This window comes from Clostridium sp. CTA-1 (assembly GCF_054768215.1).
In genome coordinates this window covers 42,153-65,905 of sequence record NZ_BAAAAP010000019.1, presented here as the reverse complement: position 1 = coordinate 65,905, position 23,753 = coordinate 42,153, and the positions used below count along the sequence as shown (strand labels likewise).

General features: G+C 27.2%; 12 protein-coding genes. 2 read left to right on the top strand and 10 right to left on the bottom strand.

The window, feature by feature from the left end; translation table 11 throughout:
• Positions 1 to 277: 277 nt before the first annotated feature.
• From ACYUEW_RS14345 to ACYUEW_RS14325, 5 genes are all read right to left on the bottom strand, one after another.
• Entirely contained in the window at positions 278 to 4,360 is a 4,083-nt protein-coding gene (locus ACYUEW_RS14345) for a leucine-rich repeat domain-containing protein (protein WP_460277020.1), read from the bottom strand.
• 430 nt (positions 4,361 to 4,790) lie between these two features.
• Complete coding sequence (locus ACYUEW_RS14340; protein WP_460277018.1) at positions 4,791 to 9,215, bottom strand: DUF5050 domain-containing protein; 4,425 nt, start codon at positions 9,213 to 9,215, stop codon at positions 4,791 to 4,793.
• Positions 9,216 to 9,374: 159 nt separating this feature from the next.
• Positions 9,375 to 10,820: a DEAD/DEAH box helicase gene (locus ACYUEW_RS14335; RefSeq protein ID WP_257413497.1), complete on the bottom strand. Its 1,446-nt coding sequence runs from the start codon at positions 10,818 to 10,820 to the stop codon at positions 9,375 to 9,377.
• A gap of 178 nt (positions 10,821 to 10,998) precedes the next feature.
• The gene (locus tag ACYUEW_RS14330; RefSeq protein ID WP_003486067.1) at positions 10,999 to 11,835 is read right to left on the bottom strand and encodes a CvfB family protein; all 837 of its coding nucleotides are present in this window, start codon (positions 11,833 to 11,835) and stop codon (positions 10,999 to 11,001) included.
• A gap of 320 nt (positions 11,836 to 12,155) precedes the next feature.
• A complete protein-coding gene (locus tag ACYUEW_RS14325) occupies positions 12,156 to 13,421 on the bottom strand; it encodes a DEAD/DEAH box helicase (RefSeq protein ID WP_003486070.1) in 1,266 nt (421 codons plus the stop codon).
• 390 nt (positions 13,422 to 13,811) lie between these two features.
• Between ACYUEW_RS14325 and ACYUEW_RS14320 the strand changes: the two genes are divergently transcribed.
• The gene (locus ACYUEW_RS14320) at positions 13,812 to 14,705 is read left to right on the top strand and encodes a chemotaxis protein (protein ID WP_030035032.1); all 894 of its coding nucleotides are present in this window, start codon (positions 13,812 to 13,814) and stop codon (positions 14,703 to 14,705) included.
• 179 nt (positions 14,706 to 14,884) lie between these two features.
• Here ACYUEW_RS14320 and ACYUEW_RS14315 read toward each other — a convergent pair whose 3' ends face one another.
• Both ACYUEW_RS14315 and ACYUEW_RS14310 read right to left on the bottom strand, forming a co-directional pair.
• Entirely contained in the window at positions 14,885 to 15,742 is an 858-nt protein-coding gene (locus tag ACYUEW_RS14315) for a 4Fe-4S binding protein (RefSeq protein ID WP_003486077.1), read from the bottom strand.
• Between the two features lie 659 nt (positions 15,743 to 16,401).
• Positions 16,402 to 16,860, bottom strand: coding sequence for a YbaK/EbsC family protein (locus tag ACYUEW_RS14310; RefSeq protein WP_460277015.1), 459 nt, complete (start codon positions 16,858 to 16,860; stop codon positions 16,402 to 16,404).
• A gap of 338 nt (positions 16,861 to 17,198) precedes the next feature.
• On the opposite strand from ACYUEW_RS14310, the gene ACYUEW_RS14305 reads away from it, so the two are divergent.
• Positions 17,199 to 18,779 carry an ABC-F family ATP-binding cassette domain-containing protein gene (locus ACYUEW_RS14305; protein ID WP_061327694.1) on the top strand — a complete coding sequence of 527 codons (1,581 nt, stop codon included), beginning with the start codon at positions 17,199 to 17,201 and terminating at the stop codon, positions 18,777 to 18,779.
• Between the two features lie 232 nt (positions 18,780 to 19,011).
• Here the strand turns inward: ACYUEW_RS14305 and ACYUEW_RS14300 are convergent, their stop codons facing one another.
• From ACYUEW_RS14300 to ACYUEW_RS14290, 3 genes are all read right to left on the bottom strand, one after another.
• Positions 19,012 to 21,015: a methyl-accepting chemotaxis protein gene (locus ACYUEW_RS14300; protein ID WP_460277012.1), complete on the bottom strand. Its 2,004-nt coding sequence runs from the start codon at positions 21,013 to 21,015 to the stop codon at positions 19,012 to 19,014.
• Between the two features lie 382 nt (positions 21,016 to 21,397).
• The gene (locus ACYUEW_RS14295) at positions 21,398 to 21,607 is read right to left on the bottom strand and encodes a cold-shock protein (RefSeq protein WP_003486084.1); all 210 of its coding nucleotides are present in this window, start codon (positions 21,605 to 21,607) and stop codon (positions 21,398 to 21,400) included.
• Positions 21,608 to 21,816: 209 nt separating this feature from the next.
• Complete coding sequence (locus ACYUEW_RS14290; RefSeq protein WP_460277010.1) at positions 21,817 to 23,592, bottom strand: methyl-accepting chemotaxis protein; 1,776 nt, start codon at positions 23,590 to 23,592, stop codon at positions 21,817 to 21,819.
• Positions 23,593 to 23,753: the final 161 nt, after the last annotated feature.

Sequence of the window (23,753 nt, the reverse complement as noted above, 5' to 3'; positions counted from 1 at the left end):
AATTATTTTATATTTGTATTTTAATTTTGGCAGTTTACTTTTTAATTTATTTACATAATATTTATTACGTTAATAATTTTATTTTAAAATTAATTTATTTTCTATATATAAATTTTAATATTTTATTTTAGACAAAAATGCATTCTGTTTTACTTAAAGATCTCCTATAAAATAGAAAAGAGAATTAACCTTTTAATATAAAAAATGTTAATTCTCCTTTATTTCTATATATGTTTTAAATAAGTATAATGCTAATTTTTTTTATGCATTATATTACTTATTCTTCATAAAACTTAGATATTTTATCTTCATTATCTGAAGGAATATAGTAAACTTCCCCTTCTAAAATATTTATATATTTAACTGATTTTTTAGTCAATTTAACCCTATAGCTACCATCCAAGCTTATCTTATATAATGAATCATTATCCTTATTGTCTATATAATATATGTTATTACTATATCCATTTATATTAGTTATCACTCCTGAATATAACAAGCTATTGTTACTTCCATCTATAGATATTTTATAAAGATTTCCATTTGAAATATAGTATATATAGTTTCCTATTATATTCATTTGGCTGCAAGGTATATTATTTAATTTTACTTTACCTGTACCATCAATTTTGATTTTATATATTGATGAATTATCCTCATATTTTGTATAGTATATCCATTCTCCTGAAACTACAAATTGAGAATCCGCTCTCCATCTTCCTTCTGATACTACTGCACTATATCCTGTCTTGTCTATTTTAATCTTGTATATGCCGCCTTTACTCTTATCAAAATAATAAATAAAGTCATTGTATACTGTCATATATGAAGCTGATGCCTCTTTAATCAGTTCCTCTCCATTGCCATCCTTTTCTATTCTATATATACTACCATTGCTTACATAGTATATATATTCTCCATATATATTTAAAAATTCTGCAGCATTACTAGAAAGTAGTTTATCCTCCGCTCCAGTTATCTTATTTCTATATATTTTTCCACTACCATTTTCTTTATTTATATAGTACATATAATTATTATCTTTTACCATAAATCCTCTATTTAATATATTACCAGCAGAATTACCCATACCATAAGGAACTTCTCCATTTACCTTTAGTGTTAATTTAACTTCTCCAGTATAGCCATCTACAGTACCTATATATGTATATACACCTGGTTTTGATGTATCTACACTATTCTCCTTCCAATGTACTTTAAACTTGTCCTTAGAGTCATCACTCATTATTACCTCTACAGAATCTGGGAGAGTAACTTTATCACCTTTGCTTACTTCTTTTTCAATAGGCCTTATTTCCTTTATAACTATAACATTACTATTATTTAAATCAAAATTTTTGTAAGTAAGGTTATAATAATATCCTGCTACAGGACTATAATCCTGAATTTTTTTAGGATTTGTTATTGGTAATGTTAATGATTTTAAATTAACTAAATTTTTTAAAGCATATATGCTAGTTATATCATTATTTCCAACTAAATCTAATGTAACTAATTTTGTAAGCCCTTCTAAAGATGATAAATCAATTATTTTATTTTTACCTAAATATAATTTGTTTAATTCTTTTAATCCCTTTAATATACTTATATCGGATATATTATTATCAGATAAATCCAATGCTTTTAAATTAGTAAGATCTTCTAAAAATAATAGTCCTCCGCTTAACTTCGTATTGTTTAAATATAGGTACTCTAAACTTTTTAAATATTTAATATAATCTAAAGAGTCTACTTCTCTTCCAGCTAAATCTAACTTAACTAAAGTCTTAATAGGCATTAAATTTTTTATGCCTTTTAAAATTCCTTCTCCCTTTAAGTTAATAGAAGTCAAATTAGAAAAATACTGAATCCCTTCTAAATCTACTATATTATCTCCAGTTAATTGAAGTTTAGCTTTTAATCCATCTTTTTCTATTCTCTCCTTGCTTAAATCCAAATCTGTTATATTCTCTACATCAACCTTAAATACATTAGTATTTTTATCTCTTCCTAAAATTTCTCTAGTAATTTTAGCTAAATCATTTTCTGATTTTTCATCAAAAACTATAAAATCTGAGTGAGTTGTAAAATCCTTTTTCTCCAGGTTATTATAATAAGATAAGGTTACATCAAAATTTGATACCCCGCTATTTTTCAAATAAAGTTCCTTAAGACTATATAATTTTTTTAAAGATTCTTCTCCCTCTGAAATCTTGTTTTCGTATAATGATAAGTATTGTAAGTTTTCAAGGCCACTTAAATTAGCTATACTTACAACTCCATTTTTTGATAGATCTAATCTTGTTAATTGTGACAATCCTCCTAAAGCTGTTATATCTCCAATTATATTATTAGATAAGTCTAATTCCTTTAAAGATTTTAAATACTCTATAGGTTTTATAGAACCTATTTTATTCTTATGAAGTACTAATTTGTTTAAGTTTATAAGCCCTTTTAAAGAACTTATATCAGAAATTTCATTATTAGACAAATCTAAATATGTTAAGGTGTCCTTCATACTCTCTAGCCCTTGCAAATCCTTTATACCTTTACCAGAAAGCTCTAATTTAGTTATAGATGAAAGCTGTCTTTTATATATAGGTTCTGAGTAATTCTTAATTAATTCTCTTATTTCTTTTTCTAAAGCTTTATCTGCAAACATAACTGTTTCATTACCTATTATTTCTACATTACTAAGATGACTAAGAATCTCTGTATTTATTTTAGTACAACCTGTTATATCTAATTTTTTTAGATTTATTAGTTCTTTTACCACATCTATATTAACTACATCTGTACCTGCTATACTTAAATATTCAAGATTTTTTAAATATTTAATATTATCTATGTTATCTAATATATGACCTTTTATTTGCACATTACTTAAGCATAAATAAGTTAATTTGCTAAGAGATGATATAAATTCAATATTAGTAACATTACAATTAGAAATATTTAATTCTTTTAAACTAACTAAATCTGGAATAGTACTTACCTTTGTATCAGATACATATAACTTTTCTATATGTTTCATATTTTTAATATACTCTAAATTAGCTACCTCTGTTTTGTTTATATTTAAATATTTAATATAAGGGGAGTTTTCTAAAGCCCTTATGTTATTTATATTTGTATCTGATATGTTTACTTCTTTTAAATTAGTTAACTCATTTAAAAGAGATATATCTTGTATGTCTGTTCCACTTAAATTTAACTTTTCTAAAGATATCATATTTTCTATAGCATTTAGTCTTTCCACATGGGTGTTATGAAGATCTAACTCTTTAATATTTTCCAAATCACTAGGATATACATAACCAGAAGGTTTATTAATCTCTTTTCTTATTAACTCCTCAAATATCTTATCCTTAAATGCTATAGGTATATTTAGTTTAAAATCCTTATCTTTAAGATTGTTGTAATAATCTTTAGCATAATCATAATTTGAGCTATGGTTACCCACTAAATATAAACTTTTTAAATATTTTAATTTAGATATTGGTGAAAAATCTCCAATGTTATTATTAGACATAAATAAATAAATTAAAGATATCTTGCCCTCCAAAGAATCTATATTCTCTATTTTATTATCCCTTAAGTCTAAGTGCTCCAAATAATTTAAATTTTTTAAATAAGATATATCTATAACTTCATTTTTAGCCATATTTAGATATTTCAATTTTGGTAAGTTGCTAACGGCTGAAATATCTTTTATATCATTATTATATAGGTTTAATTTTTCTAAACTATCAAGGCCCCTTAAATAGGATATATCTGTTATATGGTTATCTGATATATCTAAATTACTAATATTCTTTAAATATTCTATACCTTTAAGACTTTTTATATTTTTGTTATGAAGATTTAATTCTTTTATACCTGAAACATCCATATAGGTTAAAGGACCCTTAGGTCTATCCTTAGGATTGGCTGCTTTTCTTACTTCTTCTTCTAGATTTTTATCCTGGAATTCTATATAACCATCTATATAGAAATTCATTTTTACAGTTTCTTTTAAATTTTTATTTTTATCAGAAGGAACGCTCTTATCTATATAAAGATAATAATTTTCTTTTTCTTTATAACCATCTTTAGGTGGTAATATTTCTAAGATTTTTTCATTTGGCTTTATTTTAATATTGCAATCTAATTTATTTCCTTTAGAATCCTTTATATAAACCTTATCCTTTATAACACTAATATTATTATTTAATTTTTTTGAAAGTTTAATCGTCCATATTTTATTTTTATCTGCTGTTACTTTACTATCCCATTTATAATAATCTTCAGCTTTTACAGATAGTGGTGAAAGGCATAGACAAGCTCCCATAAATACTGGAATAAGAACTTTTTTATTCATTATGTACCTCCTTTAGGTAATGATCTAACTTTATATGTAAATCTATCATTTCTTATATATTAAACTATTTTTATATTCATAGAAATCATTATATTTACACCTAAAAAATTTATTTTAATAGGTGGTAGTAACTATTTTCCACCTCTATATTATCTTCGTATATTTTTAACATTTATGTAGTAAAATTTTTACATCAATGAAGCTTTTTATAAAAATTAATTTATTTACCCTAAACATTATACCATAACTATTTACCCCTAATATTGTCATTACACATTACAAAAGATATCTACATCAAATTTAAAATCTATAAAAAGGGATTCAACACTAATTTTTAATGATTTTGTGTTAAATCCCCTAGGATTTTGAATTAAATTTTTAAATATTCACTTTTACTTATAGTAATCTTTAATTAAGCTCTTTAAAACTTTTAATTGTCATAATTAAAAGATTCTACAGTAAATGTAGGTATTACAGCACCTCCATAGTTTCTAATTACCTTAATTGTATTACCAGTTGCAGTTGCACTTTCATATCCATCTAATATTCTATTATTATTTATAGCTGTTGCAATTTTTGTTGCTATGGATTCTGCACCTTCATTAGCCACTATATCAATATTAAAGCATTTACCTGCTAGACATATTATTAGTTTACCCTTGTTCTTAGCTTCTCCTGTTACAGTTATTACATATTGTTGTTTTTCTGAATCTACTCCTGTATTACCTTCATCAGGATTTAATCCTATCATATTGCTTACTATAGCAGTATCTGTGCCTATTTTAGTTTTATCATTTATTTTTATAAGCTCTTTATCATTTCCTTCTATATATACTACATCATTTACTTTATATATACTTACCTTTGAACTTAATTGAGATCCATTTTCCTTTGGCTTGTTAGCATTTGAATCCCATTCTTTTGCCTGCATAAGCGCATTCATAAAAGCATCTATAGAAGGACTTACACCTAAGCTTCTTAAAGAATCTTCCTGTAGAGCATATTTAACTGTACCTACAGTAATTTCATAATTATCACTAACCTTTGTTAGATCCTTTGTCATATATTTTGTTCTTCCTACTAATCTAGATTTAACTAAATCCACACCTTCCTGGTCTGTTCTAATAGCTAAGTATATAGTACTTGTATTAGTAGCAGAAGCTTGTTCTTTAAGATTTATTTGTCCAATATTTCCTGCTTTATCTTGTGCATATATAGCATAATCATTTAAATTAGCATTTGGATCATTAATTGTTACTTCAAAAGTTTTACTGCCCTTATCCTTAATTTCTTGAGTTTTCATAGCACTCTTTGGACTATCGAGCCTTGCCAAACTAACAGTTATGCCTTCCTTTATACTATTATCAAAACTATTATCAAAAGCAGCAAAGGTTACTGTAAATTTTTGTCCAACAATAATATCTGTTCCATCCTTATCTTTTCCCATAACAGGAGTTTTCTTTGCAATATCTAATCTAACTACTGGATCTTCGTTATCTACAATAACTTCTCCAGAGGATGGACTTGAAGAACCTATAGGATTTACCATATAAACTTTATATTTTCCTGATCTAACACCCTGAGGTATCTTTCCATCTACAAGTTTACATTGATATCCCTCTTCTATAGAAGGCCTTCCACTTTTTTCGTATTCTGTTTCTCTCTCAGATTTACTCTTAGATTGATCTTCAAAGAATAAATTATCGTGGGATTTATATGGTTTATTAGTTATATCCTTTGCTATATAACTACCTCCTTCTGGAGCTAAATAAATTTCATCTTCCTTTGTTACTCCTGATATCTTTATATCATTTCCCGCTTTAACATATTGCTTAGTTACACTTGGAGCTTTAGGGATTTTTTCCTCTGTAGCTTTCATAACCTTTGGAATACTTGCTGTTTTTCCTATTACAAGTGGTGATCCAAATCCATTTATATCCTCTTCTGCTTTTCCATCATAACCTACTACTACATAAATGCTATAGTTACCTTCTTTTAATTTATTTTTTAAACTATCATTGGTTAAAAGGTCATAATTAGTAAGTAAAGCTCTAGCATTTCCACCATTCCAGTAATTTGCACTAGTTATTCCTGCAGGTATAACACCTTGATTTTCCATATTTAATTTACCTGTTCCAGGTATCACATAAATACTTTTAGTTCCTTGAGAAGCTATTTCTGTGGTATCTGATATAAAGCCATCATCTCTTATGGAAGGATTATTCCATCCCTTTACAGTGAAATCTCTTCCATCTACTCCTAATGCTTCTCCATCTTCATCTAATACCTCTCCTGCTACCACAGCAGAACCTAGTTGTCTTACTTCTGTTGGCTTACTTTCTGCTTTATTTTTTCTTGTTATAGTTATCCAGAAACTTCTTCCATACATATCCAGATCCAAAGCCTTAACTAAAGGACCATTAGCATTATTAGCATCTACCTTTACATTTCCTAATGGCTTTTCCATATTTGGATTGTCATATACTTTTATAACATCTCCTATTTCTACTCTTTTTGCAAGTTTTAATTTTTCTTTTAACTCTTGATCCTGCTTTGATGGACCAAAGCTTCTTTCTTTTATTATTATGGAACCATTCTTAGGTCCATTGTTATAAACTTCTATTATACTAGTGGCATTTAGCATTTCAGACGGTATAGTCAATGTACACTTTATCTGTTTACCATGTCCTAAAACTGTACCTGTATAAGTATAAATACCTTGACCGTTATATTTTCTATTTTTAATATCCCAATCTACTGGAAGCTGTTGTACTGTATCATCCTTCATAAACACTGCAACTTTTTGTGGTAAATATTTAGCTTCCAACTCTCCTATAGTTTTATTAGCATCCTCATAAGCTACAGTTATAGCTAAATCTTTAACATCCACTACAGTATTACCATTATTATCTTTAGTTACTAAAGTAGGTTTTATAGTCCCATCTGTATTAAGTGGAAGAGTATAAGTTTTTCCAGCACTTATTAGATACATAGTGTCTCCTACTATATTTATATAATCTGTAGCTAAATCTGCCAATTTTTTCTTTTCTCCAGAGCCATCTTCTTTTATTCTATAGAGTTTTCCGCCGTCTTCTGCATTACTATAGTATAACCATCCATCTACTATATTTAAATGATATCCCTTGTCTACTTTTCTTGTAGTTCCTCTTAAAGGTATCACAGAGCCTGTACCATCTACTCTAACTTTACTTATAGCACCGGATCCAGAACAGTAGTATGCCCATGCTCCTACTATTTGTATTCCATCTGCCCATTCATCATTTACTTTTCTTCTTATATTTCCATCCTTATTTACAGTATATATTTTGTGTCCATCCGAGAAATTACTGTAATATATCCAATCTCCTACTACATTTATAAAATTAGCTTGATCTGTAGCTTTATTATAATTACCGTAATCATCCATTACCGGCATACCATGAACCTTTCCTGCAGGGTCTCTATTGGAAGCTCCGCCATCTATGGTACCGTCTGTATTTATTTTATACAGTCTTCCCTTATCTGATTGATTTGCATAATATACAACTCCACCGGATACAGTTATATAAGTTGCGGTATCATCACATAATATTTGCTTTTTAGTACCATCCTTTTTCATCTTATATATTTTACCATTATCATTATAATTACTGCAATATAACCAATCACCTATTACATTAATATATTGAGCTTTATCAAGACTTATTTGAGTATCCATTCTGCCTGTTAAAGTCTTTCTATATAAAGAATTTTTATCTGCAGAATTTACATAGTAAACATAAAAATCTAAGTCCATAGCAGCGCTACCATTATTACTTATATTACCTGCTGTATTTCCTAAGGTTTCATTTACACTACTTAAACTAACATAACCAGTTTTAGGCAAATATACATCCACTAAAGCTGTAGCTAAAGGCGTTTCATCTGCGGATAATATAGTTAATTTTTCTGTTGGATAGGTCATAGAATAAGAAATTGATTCTCCTATAGGTTTAATGGTATTACTATGAGCTAATTTGAAATATTTCGCCCCCGGTACTGCCTTTACCTGTTTTACAGCTAAATTAACCACACCATTTATAACTCCTGGAGTTACGTCTACATAAGCCTTTGGAAGAACTATTTTATATTCACTAAAAGCCTCATTCCACTCATATTCATATTGATTTCCATTTGGTGCATAATATAATATTTTATTTGCCCCTTCCTGATTACCTTTAGTAGTATTATTACCTAATACTTGTTTTATCTTTTCTCCATATTCTTTACTTATATAGGCTATGTAATAATTCCCATTAGAAGTTATTTCATTTGCTATAGAAGAATGCTTAGAAAGATACTCTACAGAATAAGCCTTATCTCCTATTACTATTAAACCATCCTCTATAGGAAGACCAGGATATTCATTGTCTCCTATAGTATTAAAGTCCATCACTGTTTCATAAGCAAGATTCTTAGATTTCTTGTTTTTATAAGCCTCACTCATAAGACCTTCTTTTGCAATCAAGGTATATTTTTTATCTTTTTCATATTTCCCTGTATAATGTACTCCATTATAAGTTCCACTTTTAAGAGCAATTTTTACATAATGCTTATCCACATCTAAAGATAGATCTATAGGCATTTCTTTTCCTTGACTATCTAGTATTTTTATATTTTCTGGATTTAATGTAGCTTTATCTACTTCTCTTGAAAATCTAATTTTCCATACTTTATCCAATGAAACATTATATTTTGTTTCATATTGTTTAGGTGAAGCTGCTTGTACATAATTATAGTTAAATATTGGTACAATAGCTAGAGAAGAATATAATAAAATCTTTGCTACAGTTTTTTTACTAAATATAGCAAACACCCCCCTTATTAAATTTTAAAAGTTAAAAAAATTTCATTTTAAAATAATTATCGTATATATATCTAATTTCTTAATAAATTCCTATATATAATATCCAAATATTATATATTAAATTATTCTGATTTGTATTATTTAATCAATAATCATAATACTCTTTATTTATTTTACTGCTCTTTGTATTCTTACTTTTTTTCCTTTTATTTTCATATCTTCACTGGCTTTAAGTACTATATTCCCTTTTCCTTCTAATATATCTACATAGGAGTGATTATCCTGTATATCTATTATACCTATATCATCTACATTAATGGTTTCTATACTAGTAATAGCACCTACAATATCTCCTGGTCTAATTTTTTTCTTTCTTCCTGCACTTATATATATTTTAGTAATATCCTTTTGTTTTTTATTATCTTTTTGTACTTTTATTTTAAGCCTATCTTTTATATTTTCTTCAAATATTTTTTTACCCTTATTTACTTCCTCTAAAGAAGGTTCTTCCCTTTTAGATATTTCTTTATCTATATAATCTTCTATATCTTTTAAAAATCTAACTTTGTTAGGCTCTATAAAGGTTATGGCTACTCCTTCTTTTCCTGCTCTTCCTGTTCTACCTATTCTATGAACATAACTTTCCTTTTCATAAGGCATTTCATAGTTTATAACATGGCTTATATTTTCTATATGAATACCTCTAGCTGCTACATCTGTACATACTAAAAACTGAAATTGTCCCTGTTTAAATTTTTTCATAGTTTCTAATCTATCCTTTTGTTCCATACCACCATGTAGAGCAATAGCGTTAAAACCTTCTTTCTTCATATACTTTAATATTTCATCTACCTTTTCTCTTGTATTACAAAATATAATAGAATTATCTACTACTTCTTTATATATTATTTTCTGTAAAAGGGAAAATTTGTTTTTTTCCTCTACTTCATAATAACATTGATTTATAGTTTTTGTAGTTATATTTTCTGGATTTATATTTATATTTTCTGGATTATTCATATATCTTTTACATAAATTCTCTATTTTATCTGGTATAGTAGCTGAAAACAACATAGTTACTCTATCTTTGGGTAATCTTTTGATAACAGCCTCTACTTGATCTATAAATCCCATATTAAGCATTTCATCTGCTTCATCTAAAATAAAATATTTTATCTTTTTTAAATTCAAATTTTCTCTTTCTATATGATCTAAAGTTCTACCTGGAGTACCTACAACTAAATGTACCCTTTGTTTTAGTTCCCTTTTTTGAAGACTCATAGGTTGCTTACCAAAAATCGCTGTACATCTTAATCTTTTATATAAAGCTATATTTGATATTTCCTCTTTAATTTGAAGAGCTAATTCTCTAGTAGGGGTAAGTACTAATACTTGAGGATCCTTTTCTTCTAGCTCTAATTTTTCACAGACAGGTATGGAAAAAGCCGCAGTCTTACCGCTACCGGTTTCAGATTTTACTATAATATCCTTATCCTTTAATATTAGTGGTATAACTTGTTTTTGTACCTCAGAGGGATTTTTATATCCTAGTTTTCTCAGGGATTTTAATATTTCATCACTTAATTTATAATTTTCAAAAGTTAATTTATTCATAAACTCAACCTCATTTTTATTTTATATAATTCTTTATTGTAGTTAATATATTTACATTTAATTTAAATAAAAATCTTTACACAAATTCCATAATTCTAAACTACAAAAATATTACTTAGTTTAATTAAATAAAAGCATCTACCTTTGGTTAGATCCAATATAGCAGATGCTCTTTCTTTTATTTAAGCTTAATGCCCTTTTCAATAAATTCTATTTTACCTTCTTTTAAAAGTCTTCCTACTGCTCTTTTAAATGCATTTTTACTCATGTTCAAAAGTTCCTTTATAGCTCTTGGATCACTATTATCATTTAAATAAAGCTTACCGCCATTAGAATTTAGCTTTTCTAAAATAGTATCTACATCCTCATCCATTTGTTTGTATGCTTTTTTTCTAATGCTTAAATCTAGTTTACCATCTTCCTTTACTTTAGTTACTCTAGCCTCCACTATATCTCCATATCTAAACTTTCCATATAATTCATTTTTAGGTATTAGTCCATGGTATTCATCGTCTACAGCAACAAAAGCTCCTATTTCTCTTTTTATATCATATATAAACCCTTTAACTTCATCATCCTCTTTATAAGGGGATTCTGTACTTAATACTCTATATACATTCATACTAGCACATAGTCTATCGCTTTTGTCTATGTATAAATAAACTAAACATTCCATTCCTTCCTGTATACCGTAAGTTTGTTCTTTAAAGGGTAAAAATAAATCTCTTTCTAGTCCCCAGTCTAAAAAAGCTCCCATTTTAGTTTTTTCTATAACCTTTAAAGGAGCTATTTCCCCAATAGTTATTTTAGGCCTATTTATAGTAGCTATCATCCTATCTTCTGAATCCCTATAAACAAAGACTTCTACTTCGTCACCTATTTTAGCATCTTTAGGCACTTGCTTTCCAGGTAATAATATATCATTTTCACTTTTATCCTCTTTAGAATTTAAATATACTCCCATAGGAGCCTCTCTTATTATTTCTAACTTTTGTATTTCACCTAACTTTATCATACTGCACCTTCTTTATTAATTAATTTAATACTATTTATGTAAAATAATCTATTTATATTAAACAATAATTTTTAAAATTATTAATTATTTACCACAATTTTACTGAATATATTTACCTACATAAGTATAACTTATACATTATACCATATAATTCTCATATTTATATATATTTAATTATTTTACTAATGTTTATTATTATTTTGTATATATAAGTAATATTTTATACTTAATAATACATTATCACTCTTTATATTTTCAAAACAAAAAGAGGAGCCTCAAAATAACTTTTATTTTAAGACACCACCTTTTTATTTATTAAATTAATACTTTTTCTTTTTATGGTTGTTTTTTGATTTATTTATAGAGCTACTTCTTTTCTTTTTATTATTATCTTTATGCGCTGAAGTAGATTTGTCTTTACTCTTTGGATAGCTGGAACTTTTTTCTTTAGAATTAATCAAAGTTCCCTTATAAATCTTTTTTTCCTCTATATTGATATTAAATTCTTTTTCATACTTTCTTATTAATGGTATTTCCTTTTCTGTTATTATGGAAATAGCAGTTCCTTCCTTAGAAGCTCTTCCTGTTCTTCCTACTCTATGCAAGTATTCCTTTGGGTTTTCAGGTAAATCTAAATTAAATATATGAGTTACGTCTTTTACATCAAGTCCTCTAGCGGATAAATCCGATGAAACTAATATTTGAATTTTTCCTAATCTAAAATCTTCTAAAGCTTTTTTACGTTGTTCTTTTTCTGCAGCACCATATATGCCATAGGCTTTAATTTTATGATATTGAAGTTTTAGTGTAGTTAATTCTATTTCTTCATTTCTATTTATAAATACAATAGCTCTTTTAGGATTTGTAGCTGCTATAAGTTTCCTTAAAATTTCAATTCTTTCTCTATGTTCTCCAGTAATATATAAATGCTTAATATTTTCATTTACAGTATTTTTTTCTTTAACTTTTACTATTTGAGGTTCCTTCATTAAATCCTTTGCAATATTTAAAGTAGATTCAGTTATTGTAGCTGAAAATAACATCAACTGTCTTTCTCTTAAAGTTGCCTTTATTACATCCTTTACTACTTTTAAATTATTTTTATCTAAAAGTTTATCCCCTTCATCTATAACTATAGTTTTAACTGTATGCGCAGTTATTTTTTTCTTCTTTATAAGCTCTAATATTCTTCCTGGAGATCCTACAATAATATGTGGTTTTTCTTTTAATTTTTCAATCTGTCTTTTTATATTTGCCTCTCCTATTATAGCCATAGATTTTACATCCATATTTGAATTTGAAGATATATTTTTTATCTCATTATTTATCTGCATAGCTAATTCATGAGTAGGAGCTAATATAATAGCTTGCATTTCTCTTTTTTCTGTATTTATTTTTTTAAATATAGGCAATAGGTAAGCTAAAGTTTTTCCAGTACCTGTTTCTGACTGACCTATTATATCTTTATTTTCCATAGCTAAAGGTATAGTCTTTTCTTGAATTTCTGTAGGTATATTTATATTTAACTTTTTTAGTCCCTCAATTAATTTAGGCTCCAAATTTAATTTATCAAATGAATCATTCATATTATTCTCCTTTATATAATGTATATAAATTATATTTATAATTAAAAACTTATATAAGTTTAAACTTAGGAAATCATTTTGTCAAGAAATTAATCCATCTTATACCAAGCAACTCATACAGCTAAATTACTACATTCACTTTAAATTCATAGTATCATCTATTCATAGTATCATCTAATTATTTTTTAATATTAAAATTTATAAACTTCTGCATCATTTAATTTATTGAACAAAATTACTATGTTATAATGTAATCACTATATATTACTTATTAATGAAACTCCTCATAAAAACAAGTAAAAATATAAAGTAATATTTTTTATATACGAAATATACAATAAATAAAATATAAGCATTTTTTTGCTATAATCCAGAAAGTGGGGTAATAAAATGGAGACTAATATATTATTAGAATCTGGTACAGGAGAAGTAGAAATAATAGAATTTTTAGTTAATAATAAACACTATGCTATTAATGTTATAAAAGTAAAAGAAGTAATAGAAGTAGATAATGTAACTAAGGTACCTCAAAGTGATCCAGCTATCGAAGGATTAATTCTATGCAGGGAAAAGATTTTCCCACTAATAGACCTTTCTTATATATTGGGTCAAAAGAATACTTCAAAGAAAAAATTTAAAACTATTATATGTGAATTCAATAGGGTTAGTGTAGCTTTTAAAATAGATGAAATAGTAGCTGTTCACCGAATAGGTTGGGATAAAATATTGAAACCAGATGATATAGCTGCTAATCCATTGGTCATAGGGAACATATTATTAAAAGATAAAATTATATTATTACTAGATTTTGAAAAAATAGTTACAGATATAAATCCAAGTACAGGTATTAGTGAAGAAAGAATAGTTAATGTAGATTACAAAGATAGATCTCATATTAAGGTATTTTTAGCTGATGATTCTTCCTTAATAAGAAAGCTTTTAAAAGACACCCTTACTAAAGCTGGATTTAAAAAGCTAACTATATTTGATGATGGAAAGCAAGCTTTAGACAAATTACTTGAACTAGTTGAGAAAAAAGGCGAAGATTTTACAGAGGATGTACAAATTCTTATTACAGATATAGAAATGCCCCAAATGGATGGACATACTCTTACAAGAAAAGTTAAAGAACACCCGATACTTAAAAGACTTCCTGTTATAATATTTTCCTCTTTAATTACAAAGGATTTAAAACATAAAGGAACCTCTGTAGGAGCAGATGCTCAATTAAGTAAGCCAGATATAGGTGAATTAGTAAGTATAATAGATAATTATATAGAATAAAACCTCACTAATTAAACAGAAAATTCAAATCGTAAGGGACTCACACCAAATTTGATATTTGGTGTGAGTCCCTTACTTTTGTAGTAAAAGAGTAGAAGTTTTATAATTATAAAAAAATATCTAAACTATATTAAAATAGGCAGAAGCTCACTGTATATCCCTATACCCTCATCTTTTTTTTATAATAATATAGCTTCTTCTACTCTTTCAAATCCTATTCTCTCTATCATTTTAGCTAATCTTTCACCGGGATTTCCCATTTCACTATATACATCAAAAATCCTTTGTACTAAAGCTGGTATTTCCTCTTCTTTGTACAATCCCTTTAATCTATTACCTATTCTATATTCCCTTCCAAATCTTCCACCTAAATATACTTGTAATCCTTGATCTTTAATGGCCATAGCTCCAAAAGGGCATACTGTAGCGCATTTACCACAATTTACACATAAGTCTTTTTTATATACTATTTTTTTATTTTCTACAGTAACAGCCTTTTGTCTACAGGATTTAGTACATATACCGCAGGCTTTACATTTTTCTTCATTAAGTTCCACATATGCCTGTCCCATAATTCCTATATCATTAATAGATGCCTTAGCACAGTTATTAGGACATCCTACTAGAGTTATTTTAAACTTTGATGGCAATTCATAGCCAAAGTATTTATCATGAAGCTCACCACAAAGTTTTTGTGTATCATATAATCCATGAACGCAAACGGTACCTTTACAAGATACTAAAGGTCTCACTCTTTTACCTGTACCTCCATGAGCCATGCCACTAGATACTATTTCTTTTTTTACTGCTTCTATATCTTTGTATTTAATCCAAGGAATTTCTGTAGCTAATCTTGTAGTCACTCCTAAATAGCCTTTTCCATAATTATCTGCTATTTCTGCCAATTTTATAATCTGTTTAGAAGTAAAATTCCCCGCTCTACTTAATATTCTTACAGAAAAATATCCTTCTTGTTTTTGAGCTAAAAATCCTTCACCTTTAAGTTTTGCAATTTCATTTTTACTTATCATTTTCATTAGTTGCCTTTAAAGTAACCCTTTTATGGTTATTTTAGCTTTAAAATTATTTTTAAATATAGATTTTTATTAATTTAATACTAAAATAAATATAAAATAGGTCAGTATTAAAGCAACAATTCACCTCCCCTTCTATTTTGTTCCATTATTAAATTAGTCTTTGTAAAAAACTTAAAACTTCTTTAATCTAAGATTACTTTCATAATTTTTAAATAAAAATTATATAACCTCCTATAATTTCTCAATTATAATATTACTATAATCTATAATAATAATAAAATAGTTATTTAATTATATATATAATAAGTATAACCTTATATATTTATTTTAATTTATCATAAAAATGTAAAAATAATACAAACCAAATAAGATGATGTCTCAAAATAAAATAGACTTAATTTAGCACCGCTATGGCAAAAGTATACTTTATCAACAAATTTATTTTGCTAAAAAGTTCTAAACCTAGCTCCATCAAAATTAAATCTACTTTGAGACACCATCTTTATAAAATAAACTTTATCTTATGATTCCACTCTGTAATCATCATCCTTCTAAAGTAGGATATAAGATCTTCCACACTTCTTATATATAAAACTTTCTATATTAAACTACTACATTTTATATTTATGTAAAATATTATAAATTTTAATATATTAAAGTTATTTACACACATCAATCCATAAACCCTTAGTTATACCTTCTAGCTCATCTAAGGTTACTTCTATTGCAGTATTTGCATTACCTGCTGCAGGGTATACTTTTTCAAATTCTTTTAATGATTGATCTAAATATATATCTATAGGATTTTCAAGCCCAAAAGGACATACTCCTCCAATGGCATGACCTGTTACTTCCAATACTACCTCTGGAGTCATCATTTTACCCTTTCCATTAAAATGAGCTTTAAACTTTTTATTATCTATTCTAGCATCGCCTTTAGCTACTATAAGCATATTTTCTCCCTTAACATGAAAAGCTAAAGTTTTTGCTATTTGACCTGGTTCTACTCCTAAAGCTTTTGCTGCTAATTCTACTGTAGCTGTACTTTCATCAAATTCTAATATTTTGAGATTTAAATTTTCATCTGTGAATTGTTTTTTTACACTTTCTAAACTCATAATCCTCACCTTCTTTTTATATCTAGTATACAAGGTATACTCCCCTTATCATAGCTATACATTACTTTTATTATATGTTTTTTCTTAAAATTTAACTTTAAGAATTAGAGTTGAATAATGATTCCACTCTTATAATGATTTTTATGTATATTATATCATATTAAAGTAACTAAGACTCCTGTTGCTTTTTATAAAATACTGCTTTAAAAATTAATTTTATTTAAAATAATTTATTAATTTGAAAAGTTTGAAAGATTAACAAATACCTTCTTTTTAAATGGCTTATTTTATGGTATAATGTCGCGAGAACATAAATTTTAGTAAAGGATGGTATAGACTTGATTACAGTAACAAATTTAAGTTTAAGATATGGGGACAAAAAACTTTTTGAAGATGTAAACCTTAAATTTACACCTGGTAACTGCTATGGTGTTATAGGTGCTAATGGTGCCGGCAAGAGTACCTTTTTAAAAATTTTATCTGGAGAAATAGAGGCTAATACTGGAGATGTATCTATACAGCCGGGAGTTAGAATGTCTATTTTAAAACAAGATCACTTTAAATACGATGAATTTCCTGTTTTAGAAACAGTTATAATGGGAAATGAAAGACTTTATCAAATAATGAAAGAAAAAGATGCTATATATGCTAAAACTCCTTTTACAGATGAGGATGGCATAAAAGCCTCTGAACTAGAGGGAGAATTTGCAGACCTAAACGGTTGGGAAGCAGAAGCTGAAGCTTCATCCTTACTTCAAGGCTTAGGAATAGGCACAGAGCTTCACGAAAAAAATATGAAGGATTTATCCGGTAGCGAAAAGGTAAAAGTATTACTAGCCCAGGCATTATTCGGTAATCCCGGAGTTCTTATACTAGATGAGCCTACTAACCACTTAGATATAAAATCTGTGAACTGGCTTGAAGAATTCTTAATAAATTTTGAAGGAACAGTTATTGTAGTATCCCATGATAGACATTTCTTAAATAAAGTATGTACTCACATGGCAGATGTTGACTTTGGTAAAATTAAACTATATGTAGGAAACTATGATTTTTGGTATGAATCTAGCCAATTAGCGCTTCAAATGGCTAAAGATCAAAACAAGAAAAAAGAAGAAAAAATAAAAGAGCTTCAGGAATTCATTGCTCGTTTTAGTGCTAATGCATCTAAATCTAAGCAAGCCACTTCCCGTAAAAAATTATTAGATAAAATCGATTTAGATAACATACAGCCTTCTAGTAGAAAATATCCTTACATAGCCTTTAAACCCGAAAGAGAAGTTGGTAATGATATATTAAGAGTAGAGGGTTTAACTAAAACTATAGACGGAACAAAAGTATTGGATAATATAAGCTTTATAATAGGTAAAGATGATAAAATAGCTTTTGTAGGAGACGAATTATCTATAACTACTCTATTTAAAATAATATCTGGTGAACTAAAACCAGATAGTGGTGAATATAAATGGGGAATAACTATAACAAATGCTTATTTTCCAAAGGATAATTCTGAATACTTTAATGATGTAGATTTAAATTTAGTAGATTGGTTAAGACAATACTCTGAAGAAAAATCTGAAAGCTATCTACGTGGATTCCTAGGAAGAATGTTATTCTCTGGTGAAGAGGCCTTAAAAGAGGTTAAAGTTCTATCTGGTGGAGAAAAGGTTAGATGTATGCTATCAAAAATGATGCTAAATAATGCTAATGTAATTATATTAGATCAACCAACTAACCACTTAGATCTAGAATCTATAACTGCACTAAATAATGGTTTAATGGACTATAAGAGTAATGTATTATTTACTTCTCATGACCATCAATTTATACAAACTATAGCCAATAGAATTATAGAAGTATCTGAAGCAAAATTTGTTGATAAAAAGGTTACTTATGATGAATATTTAGAAAGCAAATAAAAAACTATTTTGAAAATAAAAATCATAAAATCTAGAATGTATAACTAAATATATCGAAAACACTATCAATTTATTAAAATTTGATAGTGTTTTTTTAACAATAATAATTATAAAATAAATTTAATTCTTTACACTTTATATAGATTTAATAAAAAAATGAAGAGACATTAATAAAAATTTATTAATGTCTCTTCATTTTTTGTATATTGCAAACTTTTTAGTCTCTTAATTACTATTCTGTTTTAAATTTATTCATTTCATTTAACATATCCTGTGTCATTTCATTTAAACTTTGAGCTGTATTAGCCACTTCCTCTGAGGATGCACTCATCTCCTCAGAAGATGCAGATATTTCTTCTGCAGAAGCAGATATTTCCTCAGATATAGATGCTATAGTTTCTGATTTATTTAAAATTTCATTCTTATTTTTTTCTATAATATTAGCTGAATTATTTATATTTCTTATTTTAGGTATCATATTTGTAACAGATTTTGATATTTCCATGAAAGAATTCATAGCTTCATCTGCAGTAGATTTTTGACCATTTAATTTTTCATTTACTTCATTTGAACTTTTAACCATATCCTTAGTATCCTCTAAAACTCCATTTACTATGTTATATATGTCCTCTGAAGACTTTCTACTCATCTCAGCAAGCTTTCTTATTTCCTCTGCCACCACTGCAAATCCTTTTCCTGATTCTCCAGCACGAGCAGCTTCTATAGCAGCATTCAAAGCTAAAAGATTAGTTTTTTCAGCTATATCATTTATGAGATTAGTTATCTCATTGATTTTTTGTACATTAGATTCCATAGTCCAAATTTTTGTTTCAAAATTTTCAAATACCTTAGTTAAATTTTCTATAGAATTTAAAAGCTCCTTCATGTCTTTATTACTAACATTTGCTTTTTCATCTATTTCTTTAGACATTCCATCTATTTCTACTATGTTATTTACTGTAGAATTTATTTTATCGCTGAAATCATTAAGCATAGATACTATTTCAGTTAAAGCTTGTGCTTGATTAGTGGCACCTGTAGCTACTTCTTGTATTGCTGTTGATACATTCTCTGTGGTAGCTGTAAATTCCTCTGATATAGCGGCTAAATTATTTGCTTTATCATCTATATTAAAGGAATTGCCCTTTAAACTATTTATCATATTTCCTATAGAAAGCACCGTTTTAGATAGAGCCTTTGCCATATGACCTATCTCATCCTTTTCCTTCTCTATGTTTGAATTTACATTAGTTGTCAAATCCCCTGTTGCCACTATGTTTAAACTATCTCTCATGGATATTAAATTATTAGATATTTGTGTAGAAATAAACCATATGCAAACTAAAGCTATACCTATTCCTAAAATAGATACTATAATTATATTTCTTGTAATTTCAGCTACTTCTTTTAAAATTTCATTCTTAGGTGCATATATAGCTAAAGACCAACCGGTACTTTTCATTGGACTATAACTTATATATTTTTCAGCTCCTTTATATTTATATTGTCCAGTGCCTTCTTTTCCTTCAATCATTGACTTCTCTATAGCCGCTATTGGTTTTAATTCTTCATTACTTTGAGCATCTTTTATACTATTTTCTCTTTTAATAACAGATTCTTTATTTTTATGAGCTATTACTGTTCCAGTAGAATCTATTAAATATGCTCCTCCAGCTTCTCCTACCTTTATACTATTTGAAATATTACTTATATCATTTCCCGCTCTTACAGCTGTAAGTGCCCCCATAATAGTATTCCCATTTTTAATTGGGACTGTATAAATTATAACTACCTTACCATCAACTTTACTTACTATAGGTTCGGATATAGTACTCTTTCCTTCCATTGCTTTTTTAAAATAAGGTCTATCCTTTATATTAACTGTAGTACCATCAGTTTGGATTGACTGGCCCCCTTTACCAACTATACCCATTTTTATATGTCCATGTAATTTAATTTCCTCATCTAATATGGTTTTCTTTTTATCCCAGCCTAGCCTTGGATCTTTTATTGTTGGCATATTAGCTACAGTTTCTATTGAATCAAGAGTTCCATTAAGACGTGCTTCTATATTTTGAACTGCTTGTCTACTTACCTCTGACATAAGACTTGAAGCTTTTCTTTCTATCATTTTTTTGGACATGAAATATGCCATAAATGATATTGCAATACAAATAATTAAAAAAAGGGATAGAAAATATGTAAGCATTTTCCCTTTCATGGTTTTAAATTTCATTTATTACTCCTCCTTATAAAATATACTTAGTTATTACCTTTTATTATTCGATATTTTTTTCATAAATCTTTACAATATATTAATTATTTTAAAATAAATATAAAATATACAATTATATTTGTTATAAAATGTTGTTTAATTAAAGGTAACCCTTTCCATTTGATACTTTTTTGCTTTCAATATCTAATCAAATATATATAATAAAACACTAGAAAGGTTTAAATCTCTCTAGTGTTTATATAAATTACAATTATAAAATTTTATAAAATCATTAAAACATTATTCTATTTTCACTATATAATTTAACTACTTTTATATTTACTGAAACTAGATTTACTATACTAAAAAACTACAACTTGTTAATTATTATAAGTTTAATTTATTATAGCTTTTGAACATTTATAGCTACAGGCCCTTTTTCTCTTTCTATTATATCAAATAATACCTCTTCACCTTCATGCAAATCCTTATTATGAGTTTTTTCTTTTACCTGCATAGAATGAACATATACATCTTTTCCATTATTCCCTGATATAAAACCATATCCTCTTTCATTATCAAACCATTTAACTATTCCTGTATGCATACTCATTTATATCTCTCCTTTAAATATTTAGTACATATACTTACACTAATTCATCTCTATTTATATATTCTTTGCTTTTTATAAATTCCATATACCAAATAAACTTAATAAAAACTTTTAAAAATTTAAAGGTAGAATGGGTAAAAACAAATCTGTTTTTACCCACTCTACCTTTAAATTAAAATATGTTAAAGATGGATACTTAAAATACTAATCTAAATTTGAACTTTACTAATTATTTCATTTAAATTTAATACAACTTCTTTTAATGTTTCTGCCGCTTCCATAGTACTATCCGCTATTTTGGTTTGCTCTTGGGTAGATGCTGAAACCTCTTCTAACCCTGCTGCAGACTCCTCTGATATGGCTGATATAGAATGAATTGATTCCAATATATTATCTTTATCTTTAGATACTCTTGTTATATTATCATATAAATTTGTAATTTGATCTATTGTATTTTTTGTGCTATGTTCTATCGTATTAAATACTTTCTTAGTATCCTCTACTGCATTGTTCACTTCTAAGATTATATTTTCACTTTCATTCATGCTATTTTTAGAATCATTTACTTTTTTCTGTATCTCCTGTATTTCTTGAGATATTTCTCTTGTAGATTCTTCCACTTGCTCTGATAACTTTCTTACTTCTTCTGCTACCACAGCAAAACCTTTCCCTGCTTCTCCTGCACGTGCCGCCTCTATAGCAGCATTTAAAGCTAATAAATTAGTTTGCTCTGCTATATCTTGAATTTTCACCACTATCTCTCCTATAGAATTAGACTTAGTCCATAATTCATTTACATTTTGACCTACCATAAATAATGCAGTTTTATTTTCAACAAATTTTTTATTTAGTATATCTATACTGTCTCTTCCTTTAATATTTTCTTTTTCTGTTTCTTTAGAAAAATCTTTTACCTTATTAGCTGTATCTACAACTCCATTAAGTTCCTCAGAAAAACCAGATAAACTCTCAACTATTATCTGTGAATTTTTAGCTTGATCTACAGACCCTTTTGCTAATTCTTCTAGAGTTTTTCCTACAGCCTCTATAGAATCAGCTGTAGTTTCTGAAGATTGTGATAAAATTTGAGAATTTGAAAGTAACAAATTAGAATTATCTTTTACACTTTCAAATATATGCCTTAACTGTTCTCTTAAATCTACTACAGCCTGTCCTATTACTCCTGTCTCATCTTTAAACTTTAATATATTATTGAAATTTTCATCATCAACCAAATCAAAATTTGCAGTTTTTTCTACTAATTTTGTTATATGAAGTATAGGAGAAGATATTTTTTTACCTAAAGTTATCCCTGCCGTAATGGCTAATGATAACATTACTACCATCATTATTAAAAGAAAAGTAATCTTATTAAAAATTTGTTTTTCTAAACTTTTTTGCTCAGTTAAAATAATTTTATCTATAGTATCTATATAATTTCCTGTACCTATTACCCAATCAAAAGGTTTAAATAATTTACTATAAGATCTTTTTGGTAAAGCTTCACTTCCCCCTTCTTTAGGAAAATAATAATCCGTAAATCCACCTTCTTCTTTTTTCCCATTTTCTATTATTTCTTTTATTAAATATTTTCCTTTAGCATCCTGCATTTCTAATCTACTTTTGCCCTCTGTATCTTTTCCTAGCAAAACTACATTTATACCCTCTAAAGTATCTGCCCAAAAATACCCTTCTTTTCCATATCTCATGTCTCTTAATAAATCTGCTCCTAACTTTTTAGCTTCTTGTAATTTTAGCTCTCCTTTTTGGTAACGTTTATTAATCCCCTCCAAAACACTGATTGCACTTTCAACTTCATTTTGTATACCTAAATCATAAGACTGTACCATTATTTTTCGTTGATTTTCCAGCACTTTATCTTTTGTACTAAATAATTGATATATTGAGAAGCCTCCTATACAAAATGCTGTAATAGTAGATATTAGTATAGCCATAATTGCTATTTTGGTGCTTATTTTTTTCATCTCAAAATCCTCCGTCTCTTATTAAAATATATTTATAATTATATGTTATTATCGATAATGTTTTTATTTTTTTTATAAAATAATGTTTCTTTTTATAAAAAATATTTCTTTTGTTAGAATATTATGGATATTTTAATCATTTTTAAAATGCTTTTTAATAA

Bases quoted from the DNA above. Each gene is read 5' to 3' on its own strand.
- ACYUEW_RS14310 (WP_460277015.1), bottom strand. From the start codon at position 16,860: ATGAGTTTAGAAAGTGTAAAAAAACAATTCACAGATGAAAATTTAAAT.
- ACYUEW_RS14320 (WP_030035032.1), top strand. From the start codon at position 13,812: ATGGAGACTAATATATTATTAGAATCTGGTACAGGAGAAGTAGAAATA.
- ACYUEW_RS14325 (WP_003486070.1), bottom strand. From the start codon at position 13,421: ATGAATGATTCATTTGATAAATTAAATTTGGAGCCTAAATTAATTGAG.
- ACYUEW_RS14295 (WP_003486084.1), bottom strand. From the start codon at position 21,607: ATGAGTATGCATACAGGAATAGTTAAATGGTTTGATAATGAAAGAGGA.
- ACYUEW_RS14330 (WP_003486067.1), bottom strand. From the start codon at position 11,835: ATGATAAAGTTAGGTGAAATACAAAAGTTAGAAATAATAAGAGAGGCT.
- ACYUEW_RS14345 (WP_460277020.1), bottom strand. From the start codon at position 4,360: ATGAATAAAAAAGTTCTTATTCCAGTATTTATGGGAGCTTGTCTATGC.
- ACYUEW_RS14300 (WP_460277012.1), bottom strand. From the start codon at position 21,015: ATGAAATTTAAAACCATGAAAGGGAAAATGCTTACATATTTTCTATCC.
- ACYUEW_RS14315 (WP_003486077.1), bottom strand. From the start codon at position 15,742: ATGAAAATGATAAGTAAAAATGAAATTGCAAAACTTAAAGGTGAAGGA.
- ACYUEW_RS14290 (WP_460277010.1), bottom strand. From the start codon at position 23,592: ATGAAAAAAATAAGCACCAAAATAGCAATTATGGCTATACTAATATCT.
- ACYUEW_RS14335 (WP_257413497.1), bottom strand. From the start codon at position 10,820: ATGAATAAATTAACTTTTGAAAATTATAAATTAAGTGATGAAATATTA.